We start from the raw sequence: 15,935 nt of genomic DNA, 5'->3' as shown, positions 1-15,935 counted from the left end.
TTAGCGGTACATCAGGTTGATCGTCACCAGGGTCAGGGTCAGCACGATGATCGTCAGGGGCAGGCCGACACGCAGGAAATCCTTCGCGCGATACCCACCGGGACCGGCGACCATCATGAGTGCCGGGTGGCCCGAGGGGAGCAGGAACGTGTTCGATGAGGACACGGCTACGATCAGCGCATAGGCCGACGGATTGCCGCCCGTACTGACGGCGACACTGATCGCGATCGGCACCATCATCACCGTGGCGCCCACGTTGGACATCACTTGCGAGAACATCAGGGTGAGCACGGCGATGGACAGCTGCAGCGTCCACTGCGGTGCGTGGCCGAGCACGGCCAGTACTTCCTGGGCGATCCACGAGGCGGTGCCGGTGGAATCCATCGACCAGCCGAGGGGAATCAGGCACGCGGTGACGAAGATCGTCTTCCAGTTGATGGCCTTATAGGCCTCGTCCATGTTCAGCACGCCGGTCAGCAGCATGCCGACTGCGCCGGTCATCATGGCGACGGACAAATCCAGATGGGTGAACAGCGCCAGGCACTTCGCCAGCACGAAGAAGCCCACGGCCTGCCAGATCTTGCCGGGGCGCGCCTCTTCCTTGGGGATATCGGTCACGACGACGAAGTCGCGATCTTCCTCGGCCAGCAGCAGATCGCGCCATTTGCTGTGCAGGACCAGGGTATCGCCGGCGCGCAGGCTGACCGCGCGGACGTCTTCGCGGAAGACTTCGTCGCCACGGTTCACGGCGAGCACCGAGATACCGAAGCGCTTGCGCAGCCGCAGTTCGCCCACGGTCTGCTTGATGAAGCGCGAGCTGGGCGGCACGACCGCCTCGGAAATACCGGCGCGCGTGGTGTTGAACTGCTCGCCGAGTTGGCGCATGCGCATGGAAACGCGGCACAACTGGTTGTTGGCGAAGGCATTGATGGCATCGCGTGGGGCCAGCACGCCGAGCACCGTGCCTACCCAGATCATCTGGTCGGACGGCGGCGCCACGCGGCTCTCGTTACCATTCTTGATCGCCAGGATCAGCGGAGCGCCGTGCAGTTGCTCCACTTCACCGATGCTCATGCCGACCAGCGGGCTCTCCGCGGTGACCGTAAGTTCGGCGGTTTCGCCGGCGATGCCATAGGTGTCGGCGAAGTAACTTTCCGTGCGGCCGGGCGTCACCTTGAGTCGATCGTCTTCGCGCTCGGGCAGCAGCTTGCGGGTGAACAGGTAGAAGAACAGTACGCCGACGACCGCCAGCACGAGACCCACCGGCGTCACGCTGAACAGGCCGAACTTGGGAATGGTGTGCGCGCCGGGCGGCAGGTTGCTGTTCGCACTGGCGATCAGGTCGTTGAGAACGATCAGTGGCGAGTTGGCGATCAGCGTGGTGTTGGTGGCGGTGAGGATGCAGAACGCCATGGGCAGCAGCAGGCGCGACATCGGCACGCCCGTACGGGCGGACAGGCGGCTGGTCACGGGAATCATCAGCGCCGCCAGTGCCTGGCTGGGGATCACCGCACTGAAGAGGCTGGTCACGCTGTTGACCACCACGCCCAGCCGCGATTCGACGCCGCGGGCCATGCGCATGACGAAGGCAGCGGTGAGGTTGAGCACGCCGGCGCGGTCGAGGCCGGCGCCCATGATCATGATGGCGATGATGGCGATGACGGCGTTACCGGCAAAGCCGTTGAACACCTGGTCGCCGGGAATCAGGCCGGTGAGGCCGATCGCGACCACGACAAGCAGGGCCACCATGTCGGCCCGGATCCACTCCAGAACGAGCATGAGCATGGTGAAGCCCACCAGGCCCAGCACGAGCATCATTTCGGGAGTGAGGGTAAGAGCCACTAGCCGGCTATCCGGTTCCGGTCGATTGGGACGTGCGGTGGCATGGTCTTGCCAGGCGGCGATTGATGCCGCAGGAGTATACGCGTTGGGGGTGGCTCCCGGCTGAAGCGGGCCGCATCGCAGCCCGCTTTTCTGTGATCAGCGACGTCCCGTCATCGGCTCAGGTTGCTCAGGGCGAGATCGAGGATCGAATCGCCCCGGCCGCTCATGACCGCTTTCAGCGCGTAGAGGCTGAAGCCCCTCACTTGCTCCCCGCTGATCTTCGGTGGCATCGACAGCTCCAGGCGGTTGCTGACCACGTCGAGCAGGGCCGGCCCCTCGTGCGAAAGCACCTCCGCGACCGCCGAGGACAGGTCACTGGCGCGGGTCACCCGACGGCCGTGGATGCCCATGGCGTTAGCCATCGCCGCGAAGTCGGGGTTCTTCAGTTCGACGCCGGTTTCGAGCAGTCCGGCCGCCTTCATCTCCAGCTCGACGAAGCCCAGGGTGCCGTTATTGAGCACGATCACCTTCACCGGCAGCCCTTGCTGGGCGAGCGTGATGAAGTCGCCCATCAGCATGGTGAAGCCGCCATCGCCGGAGAGCGAGATCACCTGGCGGCCCGGATGCGAGGCCTGGGCGCCGATCGCCTGTGGCATGGCGTTGGCCATCGAGCCGTGCACGAAGGAGCCGAGCAGTCGACGCTTGCCGTTCATGCGCAGGTAGCGCGCAGCCCAGACCGTGGGCGTACCGACGTCCACGGTGAAGATCGCATCCTCTTCCGCGAGCTCGCTGACCAGTCGGGTGAGTTGCTGCGGATGGATCAGGTCGTGCCCCGGTTCGATCGCCGCCAGTTCGTCGAGGTCCTCGCGGGCCCGTGTGTAGTGAGAGAGGCAGCGATCCAGATGGCCGCGCACGCGCTTGGGTTCGAGTCGCGGGAGCAGGGCACGGATCGTCTCGCCCACGTCGCCGACCACGCCGAGGTCGACCCGGCAGCGCCGGCCGATATTGCCCGGGCGCAGGTCCACCTGGGCAACCTTTGCCTCCTCCGGATAGAACTGCCGGTAAGGGAAGTCGGTGCCAAGCATCAGCAGCGTGTCGCAGTCTTCCATGGCGTAATAGCCGGAACTGAAGCCGATGAGGCCAGTCATGCCCACATCGAAGGGATTGTCGTACTCGACGTATTCCTTGCCGCCAAGCGCATGCACGATCGGCGATTTCAGCGCATCGGCGAGGGCGATGAGGTCGTCATGAGCGCCGGCCGTGCCGCGGCCACAGAGCAGGGTGATGCGCTTGCCCGCGTTGAGCAGGGCAGCCAGGGCGTCCAGTTCACGCTCGGCGGGGATGACCTTGGGCTTCGGTGGCAGCAGGCCGGCCGCGGGCGTCACCGCCTTCACGAGTGCCTTGCGCATCGCCACGTCGCCGGGAATCACCACCACGGCGACACCGCGCTGGCCGACGGCGGCGCGAATGGCCGAATCAAGGACATGCGGCATCTGCGCCGGGTCGGACACCATCTCGCAGTACACGCTGCATTCGCGGAACAGCTCGGTCGGATGCGTTTCCTGGAAATAGCCGCTGCCGATCTCGCCACTGGGAATGTGTGCGGCGATCGCCAACACCGGCGTACGCGAACGGTGGCAGTCGAACAGGCCGTTGATCWGGTGCAGGTTGCCGGGACCGCAGCTGCCCGCGCAAACGGCCWGTTCGCCGGTGAGCTGGGATTCGCCGCCGGCGGCGAACGCCGCGGCTTCTTCATTGCGTACATGGATCCACTCGATGCGCTTGCGCTCGCGCAGGGAGTCGGTGATGGCGTTGAGGCTGTCGCCGACCAGACCGTAGATGCGGCGGACACCGGCTTCTTCGAGGGTCTCGGCAATCAGATCGGCCACGCTGGAGATAGACATCGGGGGGACTCCGTAAGCACGAAGCCCCCTTTATGCCGGGCGGACGGTCAAGGTGCCGTCGTCGTGCCCTGCCATTCGTACAGGTAATCCCAGACGCCATGGCCCAGCCGGGTGCCGCGGCGCTCGAAGTGGGTTTCGATGCGCCATGCGGGACGATCGGCACTCACGCCGGGGCCGACGCGGTTGTGCCAGCCCGGTGCGGCTTCCATGGTCTCGCGCATGTGTTCGGCATAGGCCTCCCAGTCCGTGGCCAGGTGAAGCAAACCGCCTGGGGCCATGCGCGAGGCGAGCAGATCGATAAACGCGGGCTGGACCAGTCGGCGCTTGTTGTGGCGCTTCTTGTGCCACGGGTCCGGAAACCAGATGCGCACTTCGGACAGGCTGCCGGCGGGGATGTCGTGTTCGAGCACTTCGACGGCATCGTGCTTGTAAAGCCGCACGTTGGTGGCCTCGCGTGCCGCCAGCGCGTTCATCAGGCGGCCGACGCCGGGACTGTGGACTTCCACGCCGATGTAGTCGCGCGCGAGATCGTGCTCACTGGCCCAGGCCAGCGCTTCGCCGTTGCCGAAGCCGATCTCGAGCACGCGCGGCGCCTCGCGCTGGAAAATGGCACCCAGGTCACGTTCGCTGCCGTGGTAATCCAAGCCGAAGCGGGACCAATGGTCGTCGAAAGCGCGCTGCTGCGCCGAGGTCATCCGGCCTTCGCGCAGCACGAAGCTGCGGATGCGGCGGAGGTAGGGCGCGTCGCCCGTGGTGTCGTCGTCGTTCGTCATCTCAGCCGACCAGTCCGTCGACGGGGCTCGATGCCGACGCGAAGCGCTTGCGTGGAATGCGGCCCGCGCGGAACGCGGCGCGACCGGCTTCCACGGCGAGTTTCATCGCATGCGCCATCAGCACCGGGTTTTTCGCGCCAGCGATGGCGGTATTCATAAGCACGCCGTCGCAGCCGAGCTCCATGGCGATGGCGGCATCCGAAGCCGTACCGACGCCGGCATCGACGATCACCGGCACCTTCGCGTTCTCGATGATCTCGAGCAGGTTGTAGCGATTCTGGATGCCGAGGCCCGAACCGATCGGCGCGGCCAGCGGCATGATCGCGGCGCAGCCGATGGCTTCCAGGCGACGGGCGAGGATCGGGTCGTCCGAGGTGTAGACCATGACGTCGAAGCCGTCGGCGACGAGTTTCTCGGCGGCGACCAGCGTCTGCACCACGTCGGGATAGAGCGTGCGCTCGTCGCCGAGCACTTCGAGCTTGACCAGGTTATGGCCGTCGAGCAGTTCGCGGGCGAGGCGGCAGGTGCGCACGGCATCGTCGGCGGTGTAGCAGCCRGCCGTGTTCGGCAGCAGGGTGAAGCGGTCCGGCGGCAGCGCGTCGAGCAGGTTCGGCTGGCTCGCGTCCTGGCCGATGTTCACCCGGCGAATGGCCAGGGTGACGATCTGCGCGCCGGCGGCGTCCGTCGCCCGACGGGTCTCGTCGAAATCCTTGTACTTGCCCGTGCCGGTGAGCAGGCGCGAGTGGAACGTGCGTCCGGCGACGGTGAGCAGATCGTCGTCGGCGGGGGAGTAGTGATTCATGCGGAGTCTTCCGTCGGTGGGCGCGGCTCAGCCGCCGCCAATGGCATGGACGATCTCGACCCGGTCGCCATCGGCAAGCAGGTGGTTCGCGTGCGCGCTGCGCGGCACGATCTCGAGGTTTATCTCGACCGCTACGCGCTTGCCGGCATAGCCGGCGGCATCGAGCAGGGACGACACCGATGTGCCTGGCGCGCAGTCACGCGCATCGCCATTGAGGGTGATATGCATCCGCCGATTGTAACGGGCGGCCGTGGCCGCCGCGAACTACGTGCCTGAGCGAGCTGGCCTCAGCGGCCGCGCCCGTAGCCGTTGCCGCCGCCATTGCCGCCGCGTAGCGGAACCCCGGTGCCTGGCTGGTTGCCCGTGCCCATGCCGGTACCCGGCTGCGAGCCGCGATTGGCGTTCGCGCCGGTGTTGACGGGAATCGGCTGGGGGTACGGGTTCCAGCGGTTGTCGCCGTTGTGGTGCGAGTCGCGATCCTGGCGGGGTGGCGGAGCCGCTACGACGCGGGGTGAGCCGTTGGGTGGATTGGGCTTCTGGCCGACGCTGACCGAGTTTCCGGGGGGCTGGTAGCCGTTGCCACCGTGGTTGTTGCCATTGCCGGGGTAGCTACCGTTGCCGGGGTAACCCCCGTGATCGTGGTCGTGACCGCGGCCGTAGCCGTTGTTGCCACCGTTGTTCGGGTAGTTGCCGTTATTCGGGTAGTTGCCGTAGCCGCCTGAGTAGTAGCCGCCGTAGTTGGCTGTCTGGTCGCCATAGCCGCCGTTGCCGTAGCTCCCGCCCTGGCCTTCGTAGCTGCCGGTGGAGACCTGGCCGTTGACGTAGAGGCGAGCGGGTTGGGGCAGGCTTCCCGTGCTCACGGTTTCCCGGCGCTCCGGCGTGGACGGGCCCGAGATGTAGCTGACGCCAGGCTTGGGCATGTCGGCCGTGGACACCGTACGGGACTGGGCCGAGGCCGCTCCGGCTGCGGCAAGCGCGAGCCCGGTGACGACGGAAAGCGAGAGCATTCGATGCATGGCCCGGTCCTCGTAAGAATTCCCTGGCACGATTATGCGCCCGCCACCGGGGCTGGGCGGGGCGGCTCCCTGGAGCGTTCAGCCGGGCGCTACCTTTCCCCTGATGGCGTCGACGTATTACCATCCCCTGCCGACGCGGGTGTAGYTCAATGGTAGAGCTGTAGCTTCCCAAGCTACTGACGAGGGTTCGATTCCCTTCACCCGCTCCACAACCTGCTGTAGCCCTTGGGGCACAACGGGTTCGGGCAATAAGCGATACCCGGGAACGGCCTTCGAATAGGTATCGTTTGAGGTATCGCCCTCGTGCCAAAGCCCCTCTTCCTGCATCGCCCCGCCGGACTCTATGTCCGCTTCCGTGTGCCTGCCGACCTCCTTGGCGTCGTCGGTTCCCGCTTCCTGGTCCGCCCGCTCAAGATGGTCAAAGGCAACCGTGTACGTCGAGAACAATCCCCGGATTACTCAGGATGAAATGCGGGATATGGTCGAGAAGGTGTTTCTACACCAATTCTATTTTGGCAAGCGGCGACCCCCTTCCAGCCCTTCTGTCATTGTGCAATCCAAAAAAGAGGCCGACCTCCTCGCATACGCCGACAGTCTGCTCGGCATTATGGGGCGGTACCTTGCATTTTCCGGAAACCAACCTGACGGACACTTTGTGCGTTTCAAGCGACTGTCCATGTCTTACCAACTCATTTTCGACGGCGTTAGGAAGCGGGTTTGGCGTGGAACAGCATCCCTGATGCCCTTTTCGATGACGCCAGAGCCTGAGCAGACCAAACCTCGACCTGTTGCCTAGAGCGCGTCTTAGTGTTGGCTTCGCCAACACGACACTAAAGCAAAGCCCGGCAGACCCGTCCGCTGTGCAGACCCGGCCGGCTCCAAAAGCAGAACAGCTGAAAAGCAGGGCGCCTGGCATTGCCGGCGCCCTTTTTCTTTGGGCCAGAGGCAGACCACTCCCCGCTGGTCCCTGCAATTCATTTGGACGTCCAAACGCTTGACAGGCCGCGATTCTCTGCTTTGATGTCTGCGACAGGTCGCGCACATGTGCGACACATTGCCCACCCCAGGACAGGGCGGGTAGACCAGACCAAGGAAGGCCATGACCGCAACTCCAGCCAAACACGCCCGCCCCCATCTCGAAACCCATAGCCTGTGAGGTCGAGTCCTCTTTGCCACCCCGGCTGTATTGCAGCATGTGGATGTCGGAGAGCCCCTGGAGGTCGTAGGGCAGCTCGTCCGCATCAGGTTCTGCCGTGGCGCCGGCGGGGGCGGATCTGTCTTCCGGAGGTACAAGGGCGGCCACGGGTGGGGCGGCAGGCTCCGGGGCGGACAACGGCGCCTTTACCTCGACCGTGGCCGGGACCATCACCACGGGCGGGATGGCCGTGGCAGGGGATGGGGCGGTCGGAGTGGACACTCCGGACCGGGGCACGCCATTGCCCACCACCGCAGCATGCCTTGCCACATGGTCGAGTACCGGCAGCAAGTGGTCCAGAAGACAGGCCAGCGTGCCGGCAGTGTCCGTTTCAGACGCCGTCAGGCGAAAGCCGTGATATTCGAGTTCCCAGCGCGGGGCACTTTTTGCCGCATTAAGAACGGAGGTAATGGAGGGGGGATGCATGGCAGCGGAACCTTGTTGAATTGGCCGCTGGTTTATAGAAAAAAAGAGGTCTGTCAAGCATTTTCCAGCCCGATCAAAATAACATACGTTTAACGAAATATTTGGCTCTGGGCCTTGTTTGACGCCATTTTGGCGATCAAGGTTTTTCGGATTTGACCCAAGCCCAAGGAGCGCCGTTCACAAATATATGCAAATTCGGCAAAATAATTCGAGGCGAATTGGCCTTTTTGGTCAAATAATCGCCAATACCGGGCTTGACAAAACCGGCACTGTTGTCAGATTGGGGGAGTCAATTCAGAAAGGTCCACTCCAGTGCCGCAACTGAGAAAAAATCTCGAAAATCGCGTCTAGAAAAGGAGTAGGGGAGTATTCGCAGTCTAACGTATACATGCTACTTCTCCAACCTAACTCACTGATTTGACTAATCCAACCAAAAGGCTAATCAAAATGCCAATTGGCTAAACTCTATCCAAATCGGAATAAGGATTTTCCATTGAACGTGCCATCCGCCCCATCCCTCGCCCGCCATTTCGCCCAAGTCCACCTAACCCTCCAGTCCTCCCAGCAATTTGACCCCGACGGCCGCGTCCACACCGTCTGGTGCCTGACCCAGTCGGAGACGGGAAAACCCTATTGGATAGGCGACCAGAAGCACTTCACGTCGACATCTGAGCTCTGGGCATCATGGAAAGCCCACCAGCTCTCCCTGCATCTCCAGCACCAGCAGGCCCTGCGCCTCGTCCGCTTCTACCTCCGGAATGAAGCCGACCACTTCGAACCGTTCAATGCGTGGCTCGATTACCGCGCGGTTGCCCGCGCTGCCCAGTTCGACGAAGTAGACGTTGAGTGCTGGCCGTGGACGGCTGCCACCGCCTCGATGGACCGCAGGGACCGCCTGCAAACCCCGGGATGGCCATGGTCTGATGCACCGACGCTGGCAGTCATTCGCAGGTGCATAAAGCGGTCTGACGGCAATGGCTGGGCACGCCGTGCGCTGAAGGTCGCGGACTTCGACCGTCAATCTGCGGTTCGTTACACCGCCGCAGTCAGACAGCTTGTGCAGTCAGAGCGCAGGAGGATGTTCGACCGGAAGATGCCGAAAGCCAGCAGCACAACGACTGCCCGGCCATCCCGCCGGCTTTGAATTCAAACATGGACGACGGACGGGCAAGGAGGCCCTTTCATATGGACAAGAAGCTACAGCGGTTGCTGGAGGACGCAGCGTGGGACGGAGATGCCATCGCTGTTGTTCGCCTCATCAAACATTCGGATGTCGACCCTGCCGCTGACCACTCGACAGCACTGTTGCACGCCGCCCACCGGGGACACTGGCGGTGTGTTGAATTGCTCTTGCCAGTGAGCAATCCGCTCGAACGAGACAGCGAAGCACTGTGGCGGGCCGCAAAGTATCGGCATGGCAGAGTGGTACGGCTGCTGGCACCTGTGTCGGACACATGGGGCTGGTCGGAGGACCTCTGGACCCAGCTCCCGTCGCGTATGCGAGCCATGATTGAGCGGGCCAATAACGTGTAGGAAAACCCTGACAGAAATCGCTGTGCGTGCGTGCTCAAATCAGGCCAGGACGGGCGTTACAAGACCGGGCGCCCGGTACGCGTCATAAACAGGGGAAGTGAATGGCAGTTCCGGAAGATGTTTTTGATGTGGTCGAACCGTTCGACATTCTCAGCAGGCTCGAAACAATCAGCGACCCGCGCGGGGAAATGATGGCCGCTTTTTATCGCGCGTCCACCATGGAGACCATCGACCGCACGACGGGCCAGGAGGTGGTCACGTATGGCGCGCTGCTTCGGGACTTCCGTACGCAAAGAGCAACCGAGGTGATGCCTCACTCAGGGCTCGAAGGTCACTTTGTTGATGAGGATTGGTTTCGCGACACCGTTAACCTCGAATTCCAGTTTCTCCTCGCACCCGCGATTGATGCCATTGACCGTGTGCTCAACGGTCCCTCCGCGTTGCGGGACGAAGCCGGCGTCAGCATGGCGACGCTTCACATCTTTGAAGACGAAAACAAACAGCTCCTGGAAGACCTTCGCGCTGACCTCGAAGAGCGGGTGCCCGACCTTTTGGAGTTTGGCCAACTCCGCCTCGCGCTCACCATCGATGCTGCCAGCGATTCCTTTGTTGGAGACAACCCTCACACGGGCCAGCCTGCCGTGTCCGGCTCGGAACTAGCGCGAATCCTTCGCAAACTGGCGGACGACATCGACGGGAAGAGCGGTCGGGTGCTGCAGGGAATGGTGTGTACCTTGTATGACACGCCGGGACGCCCGGTCGGTAAAGCAAGCGCCATTCCGCTCTAGGTTCCTACTGGTACGGGAAAGGCGGATGCGCAAAGGCTTCACTCAAAGCTCCACGCCAGCGGTCGCCGCCCTGCATGCCCCTTGGCCGGACCAGCCCGGGTCAGGAAGACGGCTGGAGGGTGTCGGACGCGGCCTTGGGCCGCTTTTTCTTGGAGAGGTAGCATGCCGTCGGGAATGGCGTATCTGGATGAGAGTGGGGACTTGGGCTGGGAGCTGAGCCTGTCTTACCTACATGGGGGGCTAGCCGATATTTCGTTTGCCGCTGTAAAGGTTGGTCTCCACTATCGCAGGTTTGGCAAGGTCGTCGACCAACTAAGAAACCTACAAAAGCGGACTTCTGAATCAGAGAAGACGTGGCAAAACGTCTCATGGTCGCGACCGCACCAGGCGACCCTTCAACGTCCGAAAAAGCCTGACGTCAAACAGACGGCCAAAGCCGGATGACACCCGCTGTCATTTAACAAATCCGGCGTACACTTGCCCGATGCTCCCCGTCCGCCATGTCCTCGTCGTCCACCACGCCCCCATGGTCGTCGAAGCACTCGACATGACCTTGACCGGGCAGGGCTTCACTGTGCATCCGGCGGCAACGTTCAGGGATGCCAAGGCGCTGTTGTCGGCCCTCGGGGAAGGTGTTGTGGCTGTTGTGGTCCATGCCGACATGCCAAACCAGCCCAAACCCGGAACTCTTCTCAGGCTCGTGCGCGTGTCGCACCCGGCCGCCGCCCTGGTTGTCTTGTCCGCCCGAGGGCGCCAAGAAATAGGACCATTGCCTCGCCGGGCAGTCTTGCTGCGCGAGCCCTTTGACCGGGCAGAATTGATGCATGCCATCGCCCATGCATCGGACCCGAGAATTGCCGGGCTGGCGACGCGCACCCTTGAGTGAGTCTGGGGGGCCCTGAACGCGACCTCCGGTGCGACCCGGTTGGCGGGCAACCTACCAAGACCCAACCCGTCGGTGCGCACCGTTTCCCGGCTATCACCTGCATTACCCACATCGCGCCATGCGTCGGCGGCGTTTACCGCGTTCGTGGAGGCGTTCCGCCACCTTGCACCGGGCAGGCCGCGCGCGGTCTCGGGGGTTGATGAGCGCGGCGTGCACCGGAAGCGACTGCGGCGTCATCACTTATCGCCCACGAGGGCGCATCATCAGGCGATGACCCAGCGAAGTGTTCCACCGGACGCGTCTGACCTTGCCTCGCAAACCCGGCGCAGGGCCAACCTTCGCCATCTTGTCCAGTCGCTCGACGCCGCCGGTGTTCAATCGTCGAGTGTCCAGGCGGGCATCGTGGCGAATATCAGCGGTCGCGAGCTTGACGCATTGCTGGACTGCGACCCCATCCCGGACGCGCTTGCGCGAGAAATCGAGTGGGCCATGCATCGCCCGGATGGCTGGCTCGACCGAAAGGCGGAAGATGTGCTCGACGACTGAGGGCGGCCGGCATGGCGGTTCTGATAGAGCGTCAAACGCCAGCTGGAAGCGGTGAATTCCGGAATTTTGACTCAATCTCCAGGACCGCTGCTGCAAAAGCCATTGGCGCCTCCAGAATCATCATGTGACCGGTTCCTGCGATGATGCGCTGTCCCGCTGCCCTTGAGGTCACGGTCGTCGGTGCGACCAGGGCCTGCACGGAGCGTGCGCCGCTGATGAGGTAAGTCGGGACGGCTTCCATCACGGCGAAGACCGCCTTTGCGTAATCCGGATGAACCGTTTCCACCAGCAGCGACCGCGCCATCGCCTGAATGACGGGCGCGCTCTGGTGATGCAACCACTCATGGGCCTGTCGCACATTGGCTTGCGTCGGTTCCACATGGTCCTGGGCCAGAAACGCGCCAGGGTTTTCCCTGACACGCTTTAGCCAGAGGGTCACGTTGTCGAGCGTCATTGGTGCCAGGCGAGACGACAAAAATGCATCGCTCGGCATGAGGTTGCCTTCCGCGCTGACCAGGGCAGCAACGCCTCCCGGATAGGCCTGCGCATACCGTACACAGAGGGCAGCGCCTGCCGAATGACCGACCAACACCACGGGCTCGAAGCCGAAGACCCGCTCAATGGCCTCCCGAAGATGGGTTACCTGCCCGGAAACGGTCACGCGGGAACTGGGTGCATCGGCATGTCGGCCGTACCCCAGCATGTCCGGCGCCAACACCCGGGACAGGTCCAGGCCTTTTCGCAGCTCCGGATTGTTCATGTGACCGATGAAACCATGGACGTACACAATCGGACGTTGCATCGCGCGTTTCCCCCGAAACACGATGGACCATGACCGGACCGAAGATTTGTGTCCACGCCGCCGGGTGCCTTGCCGCCCGGACGCCGGAATCTCTAAGGTCGCCTCAGACGACTGTACTGCTAAACAGGCGCAAGAAAGTGGCCATTGACCCGTGCCGAGCACTGCTCCCAGCCGGCTCCCTGCGGTTTCATTCCTGCCACCGGGATGGGACCATGGCTTCTTGCCTCCACTGGAGCAACCGTTGATAAAGACCCTTATTTGGCGTCCCCTGCAACGCCTTGGCGATTTCATGTCCGGGTCGGCGACGGGCGGTCTCGTGCTCATGGGCGCGGCAGCCCTGGCCATTGTTGTCGCCAACTCGCCGGTGGCGCCGGCTTACTTTGCAGCATTGCACGCCACCATCGGGCCACTGAGCGTGCTGCATTGGGTCAACGACGGCCTGATGGCTGTGTTTTTCCTGCTCGTGGGACTGGAAATCAAGCGCGAGTTCATTGATGGCGAGCTTGCTTCCAGCCGATTGCGTATCTTGCCCGGCATTGCAGCGCTGGGCGGCATGGTCGTGCCCGCGCTCCTGTACCTCTTGGTTAACCGGGGCGACACGGAATCCCTCCGTGGATGGGCGATTCCATCGGCCACCGACATCGCCTTTGCGCTCGGTGTCGCGGCGTTGTTGGGGAGCCGGGTTCCGGCATCCCTCAAGGCGTTTCTGGCCGCGCTTGCCATCATCGATGACCTCGGCGCCGTCGTCATCATCGCCCTGTTTTATACGCCGGACATCCAGATGCTCTACCTCGGCCTCTCAGTGGTGGTGGTTGTCGGAATGGCAGTCATGAACCGCCTCGGTGTGCGTCATCTGTGGCCGTACCTGCTCGCCGGATGCGCGCTTTGGATTTTGGTCCATACCTCCGGTGTGCATGCGACCCTTGCCGGGGTCGCCACGGCCCTGTGCGTGCCCCTTCGTGATGCCCAAGGGCGCTTGCCCTCGGACGGGGACTGCACGCATTCGCCCCTGTTGCGGCTCGAACATGCCCTGCACCGGCTGGTTCCTCTGATGGTCCTGCCGTTGTTCGGATTCGCCAACGCTGGCATCTCGTTTTCCGGAGTCGGGGTCGACCAGTGGCTGGCCGCAACGACTGTCGGCGTGGGCCTCGGGCTCGCCCTCGGAAAACTCATCGGGGTCTTCGGGACATCCTGGCTTGCCATCCGGCTGCGGTGGGCAGCCATGCCGGGCCGCGCATCAACGACCCAGCTGCTTGGCACCGCACTGCTGTGCGGCATCGGATTCACGATGAGTCTGTTCATTGGCATGCTGGCGTTCCCCGCCCATCCCGAACTCCAGGACGAGGTCAAGCTCGGCATTCTCGCCGGCTCGGTCCTGGCCGGTCTTGCCGGGTGGCTGGTCTTGCGCTTTGCCACAAGATCCACACCGGGCGGTGCCTCGGGCTGAGCGCCCGGAAGTTCATGCGGTCGCCAGACGCCCGCAGACCTTTGCGTTGACGCGGCCTTTCCACGGGTCTTGCGACAGTGCCCATCATGTATTCCCCAAACTCCCGCCGCCTGGACCCCATCCGGGTCGCGGCCCTGCGGCGCAGTGGCATCCTGGACCAGCCGGGTGATGCCCAGTTTGGTCACCTGACTGAACTGGTCCGGATGATGCTCGGCGCGCCCGTGGCCATTGTCTCCATCGTCGACGAACACCGGCAGGTGTTCGCGGGTCACTGTGGCCTGCCTGAGCCATGGGCGTCACTCGGGGAAACCCCCATCACCCACTCGTTTTGCCAACATGTGGTCGAGCGGGGGGAGGTCCTGTCGGTCTCCGACGCCAATGCCGAACCACTGGTCAGGCACAACCTGGCCATTGAAGACCTCGGCGTCATCGCCTACCTCGGCGTGCCCATTCACCTGCCGGGTGGCGAGCTCATCGGGGCGCTTGCCGCCATCGACACCCAACCGCGCTTGTGGACCGACCACGACCGGAAATTGCTCGAGTCAGTCGCGGTCATTGTCGACAAAGAGATTCGGGTCGGCGCATCGGAACGGAAATTCCGCACCTTGTTCCGGGAGATGCAGGAAGGCTTTTATGTGGGTGAAGTCATACGGGACGAAAGCGGGCGTGGCGTCGACTTTCGCTTCGACGAAGTCAACCCGTCGTTCGGCCGGCTGACCGGACTGGATATCGCGCAGACCAATGGCGCGCTGCTCAGTGCCGTCGCCCCAGACGCTCTCCCGGTGATGCTTCAGGTGTTTACCGAGGTTGTCGACAGGCATGCCGGCCGGGTGCATGTGGGGCCCTCGGCGCTGCAGGGCGGCCGCTGGTTTGAGACGCGCATGACCCCACTCGGCAACGACCGCCTCATTGGATTTTTCAGTGACGTCACCGACCGGAAGTCGGCCGAAGAGCTCCAGGATGTGCTCAACCAGGAAATGAGCCACCGGCTCAAAAACACCCTGATGATGGTCCAGGCGCTTGCCCAGCAAACCCTGCGGACAGTGACCGAGCGCGAACCGGTCGAGGCGCTTGAAAAGCGCATCACGGCCCTGAGCTCAGCCCACGACATCCTGTTTGAGAAAAACTGGACGGACGCTCCCGTCGAAGCCATTTCCCGTGCTGCGATGGAACGCCTGTGCATCGGTGAGCGGGTCGGTTTTCACGGCCCACCCGTGCAATTCGGTCCGAAGGCGACGCTTTCGATGTCGTTGCTGCTCCACGAGCTGGCCACCAACGCCCTCAAGTATGGCGCCCTGTCGACTGCAACCGGCCGCGTGGAGTTGTCCTGGCGGGAAGACGACACGCACTTTCACCTTGCATGGCGCGAGCTCGACGGCCCGCCGGTCAGCCCGCCTGTGCGCAAAGGCTTCGGTTCACGGCTCATCGCCATGGGCCTCGGGTCGGGCCGCGTCCAGACGGAGTATCTCCCCCACGGATTTTTGCTGGAGCTCTCGGCTCCGGTTTCGCATTTGCGACAGGCGTCGATGTAATGGGTCAGGCAACTCCGTTCAAACCCGTGGTCCTCGTCGTCGAAGACGAACCCCTTATCCGGCTGATGGCCATCGAACTCATCGAAGACGGCGGCTTTGACGTTGTCTCTGTGGCGGATGCTGCCGAGGCTGTGCACGTTCTCGAAACACGCCTCGACATCCGCATCGTCTTTACCGACATTGACATGCCTGGCGACATGGATGGCATTCGCCTCGCCGAACTGGTGCGTGGACGCTGGCCGCCCATCGAGATTGTGGTGACATCGAGTCACATGCACGTCACCAGCGAGCAAATGCCCGAACGTGGGGTGTTTCTGCCCAAGCCCTACGAGGGGCGGGAGCTTTTGGCCCTTTTGCATGCGATGGCCGGCCATGGTCCGGATGCATCCAGAGCTCCCTGACGCCTGGCAGTCTGCGGCTTAGGAACGAAAAACAAGCTACTCAATGGCACCTTGTTGCAG

General features: G+C 63.2%; 15 protein-coding genes and 1 tRNA gene. 8 read left to right on the top strand and 8 right to left on the bottom strand.

All coding sequences use genetic code 11. The features are described 5' to 3' along the window. The 6 genes from AC1DYM_RS03270 to AC1DYM_RS03245 all read right to left on the bottom strand — a co-directional run bounded on the left by AC1DYM_RS03270 (nt 1) and on the right by AC1DYM_RS03245 (nt 6,319). Entirely contained in the window at nt 1-1,818 is a 1,818-nt protein-coding gene (locus tag AC1DYM_RS03270; protein WP_477335974.1) for an SLC13 family permease, read from the bottom strand. Nucleotides 1,819-1,994: 176 nt separating this feature from the next. Next, on the bottom strand, nt 1,995-3,713 hold the full coding sequence (gene poxB / locus AC1DYM_RS03265; protein ID WP_477335972.1) for a ubiquinone-dependent pyruvate dehydrogenase: 1,719 nt from the start codon (nt 3,711-3,713) through the stop codon (nt 1,995-1,997). Nucleotides 3,714-3,775: 62 nt separating this feature from the next. Then, complete coding sequence (gene trmB / locus AC1DYM_RS03260; RefSeq protein WP_477335893.1) at nt 3,776-4,501, bottom strand: tRNA (guanosine(46)-N7)-methyltransferase TrmB; 726 nt, start codon at nt 4,499-4,501, stop codon at nt 3,776-3,778. Nucleotide 4,502: 1 nt separating this feature from the next. Next, nucleotides 4,503-5,303 carry a thiazole synthase gene (locus AC1DYM_RS03255; protein ID WP_477335891.1) on the bottom strand — a complete coding sequence of 267 codons (801 nt, stop codon included), beginning with the start codon at nt 5,301-5,303 and terminating at the stop codon, nt 4,503-4,505. Nucleotides 5,304-5,330: 27 nt separating this feature from the next. Further along, a complete protein-coding gene (gene thiS, locus AC1DYM_RS03250) occupies nt 5,331-5,531 on the bottom strand; it encodes a sulfur carrier protein ThiS (protein ID WP_477335889.1) in 201 nt (66 codons plus the stop codon). A gap of 59 nt (nt 5,532-5,590) precedes the next feature. Continuing rightward, nucleotides 5,591-6,319 (bottom strand): hypothetical protein, encoded by a 729-nt coding sequence (locus AC1DYM_RS03245; protein WP_477335887.1) that lies wholly within the window; start codon nt 6,317-6,319, stop codon nt 5,591-5,593. 135 nt (nt 6,320-6,454) lie between these two features. Here AC1DYM_RS03245 and AC1DYM_RS03240 point away from each other — a divergent pair. Beyond that, nucleotides 6,455-6,528: transfer RNA gene (locus AC1DYM_RS03240), tRNA-Gly, on the top strand. A 2,094-nt stretch (nt 6,529-8,622) separates the two neighbouring features. On the opposite strand, the gene AC1DYM_RS03235 is transcribed toward AC1DYM_RS03240, so the two are convergent. Further along, nucleotides 8,623-8,961 carry a hypothetical protein gene (locus tag AC1DYM_RS03235; RefSeq protein WP_477335885.1) on the bottom strand — a complete coding sequence of 113 codons (339 nt, stop codon included), beginning with the start codon at nt 8,959-8,961 and terminating at the stop codon, nt 8,623-8,625. Nucleotides 8,962-9,125: 164 nt separating this feature from the next. On the opposite strand from AC1DYM_RS03235, the gene AC1DYM_RS03230 reads away from it, so the two are divergent. The 4 genes from AC1DYM_RS03230 to AC1DYM_RS03215 all read left to right on the top strand — a co-directional run bounded on the left by AC1DYM_RS03230 (nt 9,126) and on the right by AC1DYM_RS03215 (nt 11,693). Further along, nucleotides 9,126-9,473: an ankyrin repeat domain-containing protein gene (locus AC1DYM_RS03230; protein ID WP_477335883.1), complete on the top strand. Its 348-nt coding sequence runs from the start codon at nt 9,126-9,128 to the stop codon at nt 9,471-9,473. 101 nt (nt 9,474-9,574) lie between these two features. Further along, nucleotides 9,575-10,261 carry a hypothetical protein gene (locus AC1DYM_RS03225; protein WP_477335881.1) on the top strand — a complete coding sequence of 229 codons (687 nt, stop codon included), beginning with the start codon at nt 9,575-9,577 and terminating at the stop codon, nt 10,259-10,261. A gap of 526 nt (nt 10,262-10,787) precedes the next feature. Continuing rightward, the gene (locus AC1DYM_RS03220) at nt 10,788-11,147 is read left to right on the top strand and encodes a hypothetical protein (RefSeq protein ID WP_477335879.1); all 360 of its coding nucleotides are present in this window, start codon (nt 10,788-10,790) and stop codon (nt 11,145-11,147) included. Between the two features lie 270 nt (nt 11,148-11,417). Next, entirely contained in the window at nt 11,418-11,693 is a 276-nt protein-coding gene (locus tag AC1DYM_RS03215) for a hypothetical protein (RefSeq protein ID WP_477335877.1), read from the top strand. A gap of 31 nt (nt 11,694-11,724) precedes the next feature. On the opposite strand, the gene AC1DYM_RS03210 is transcribed toward AC1DYM_RS03215, so the two are convergent. Continuing rightward, nucleotides 11,725-12,495: an alpha/beta fold hydrolase gene (locus AC1DYM_RS03210; RefSeq protein ID WP_477335875.1), complete on the bottom strand. Its 771-nt coding sequence runs from the start codon at nt 12,493-12,495 to the stop codon at nt 11,725-11,727. A 241-nt stretch (nt 12,496-12,736) separates the two neighbouring features. On the opposite strand from AC1DYM_RS03210, the gene nhaA reads away from it, so the two are divergent. From nhaA to AC1DYM_RS03195, 3 genes are all read left to right on the top strand, one after another. Further along, nucleotides 12,737-13,942 carry a Na+/H+ antiporter NhaA gene (gene nhaA / locus AC1DYM_RS03205; RefSeq protein WP_477335873.1) on the top strand — a complete coding sequence of 402 codons (1,206 nt, stop codon included), beginning with the start codon at nt 12,737-12,739 and terminating at the stop codon, nt 13,940-13,942. An 86-nt stretch (nt 13,943-14,028) separates the two neighbouring features. Beyond that, nucleotides 14,029-15,474 carry a sensor histidine kinase gene (locus AC1DYM_RS03200; protein ID WP_477335871.1) on the top strand — a complete coding sequence of 482 codons (1,446 nt, stop codon included), beginning with the start codon at nt 14,029-14,031 and terminating at the stop codon, nt 15,472-15,474. Then, on the top strand, nt 15,474-15,875 hold the full coding sequence (locus AC1DYM_RS03195) for a response regulator (RefSeq protein WP_477335869.1): 402 nt from the start codon (nt 15,474-15,476) through the stop codon (nt 15,873-15,875). The genes AC1DYM_RS03200 and AC1DYM_RS03195 overlap by 1 nt, the downstream gene beginning before the upstream one ends. Nucleotides 15,876-15,935 lie beyond the last annotated feature (60 nt).

The sequence above is a fragment of the Luteibacter sp. P1_D3 genome (assembly GCF_056406135.1).
Note: the sequence above shows the minus strand (reverse complement) of the source record. Positions and strands in the feature narration are given on the sequence as shown.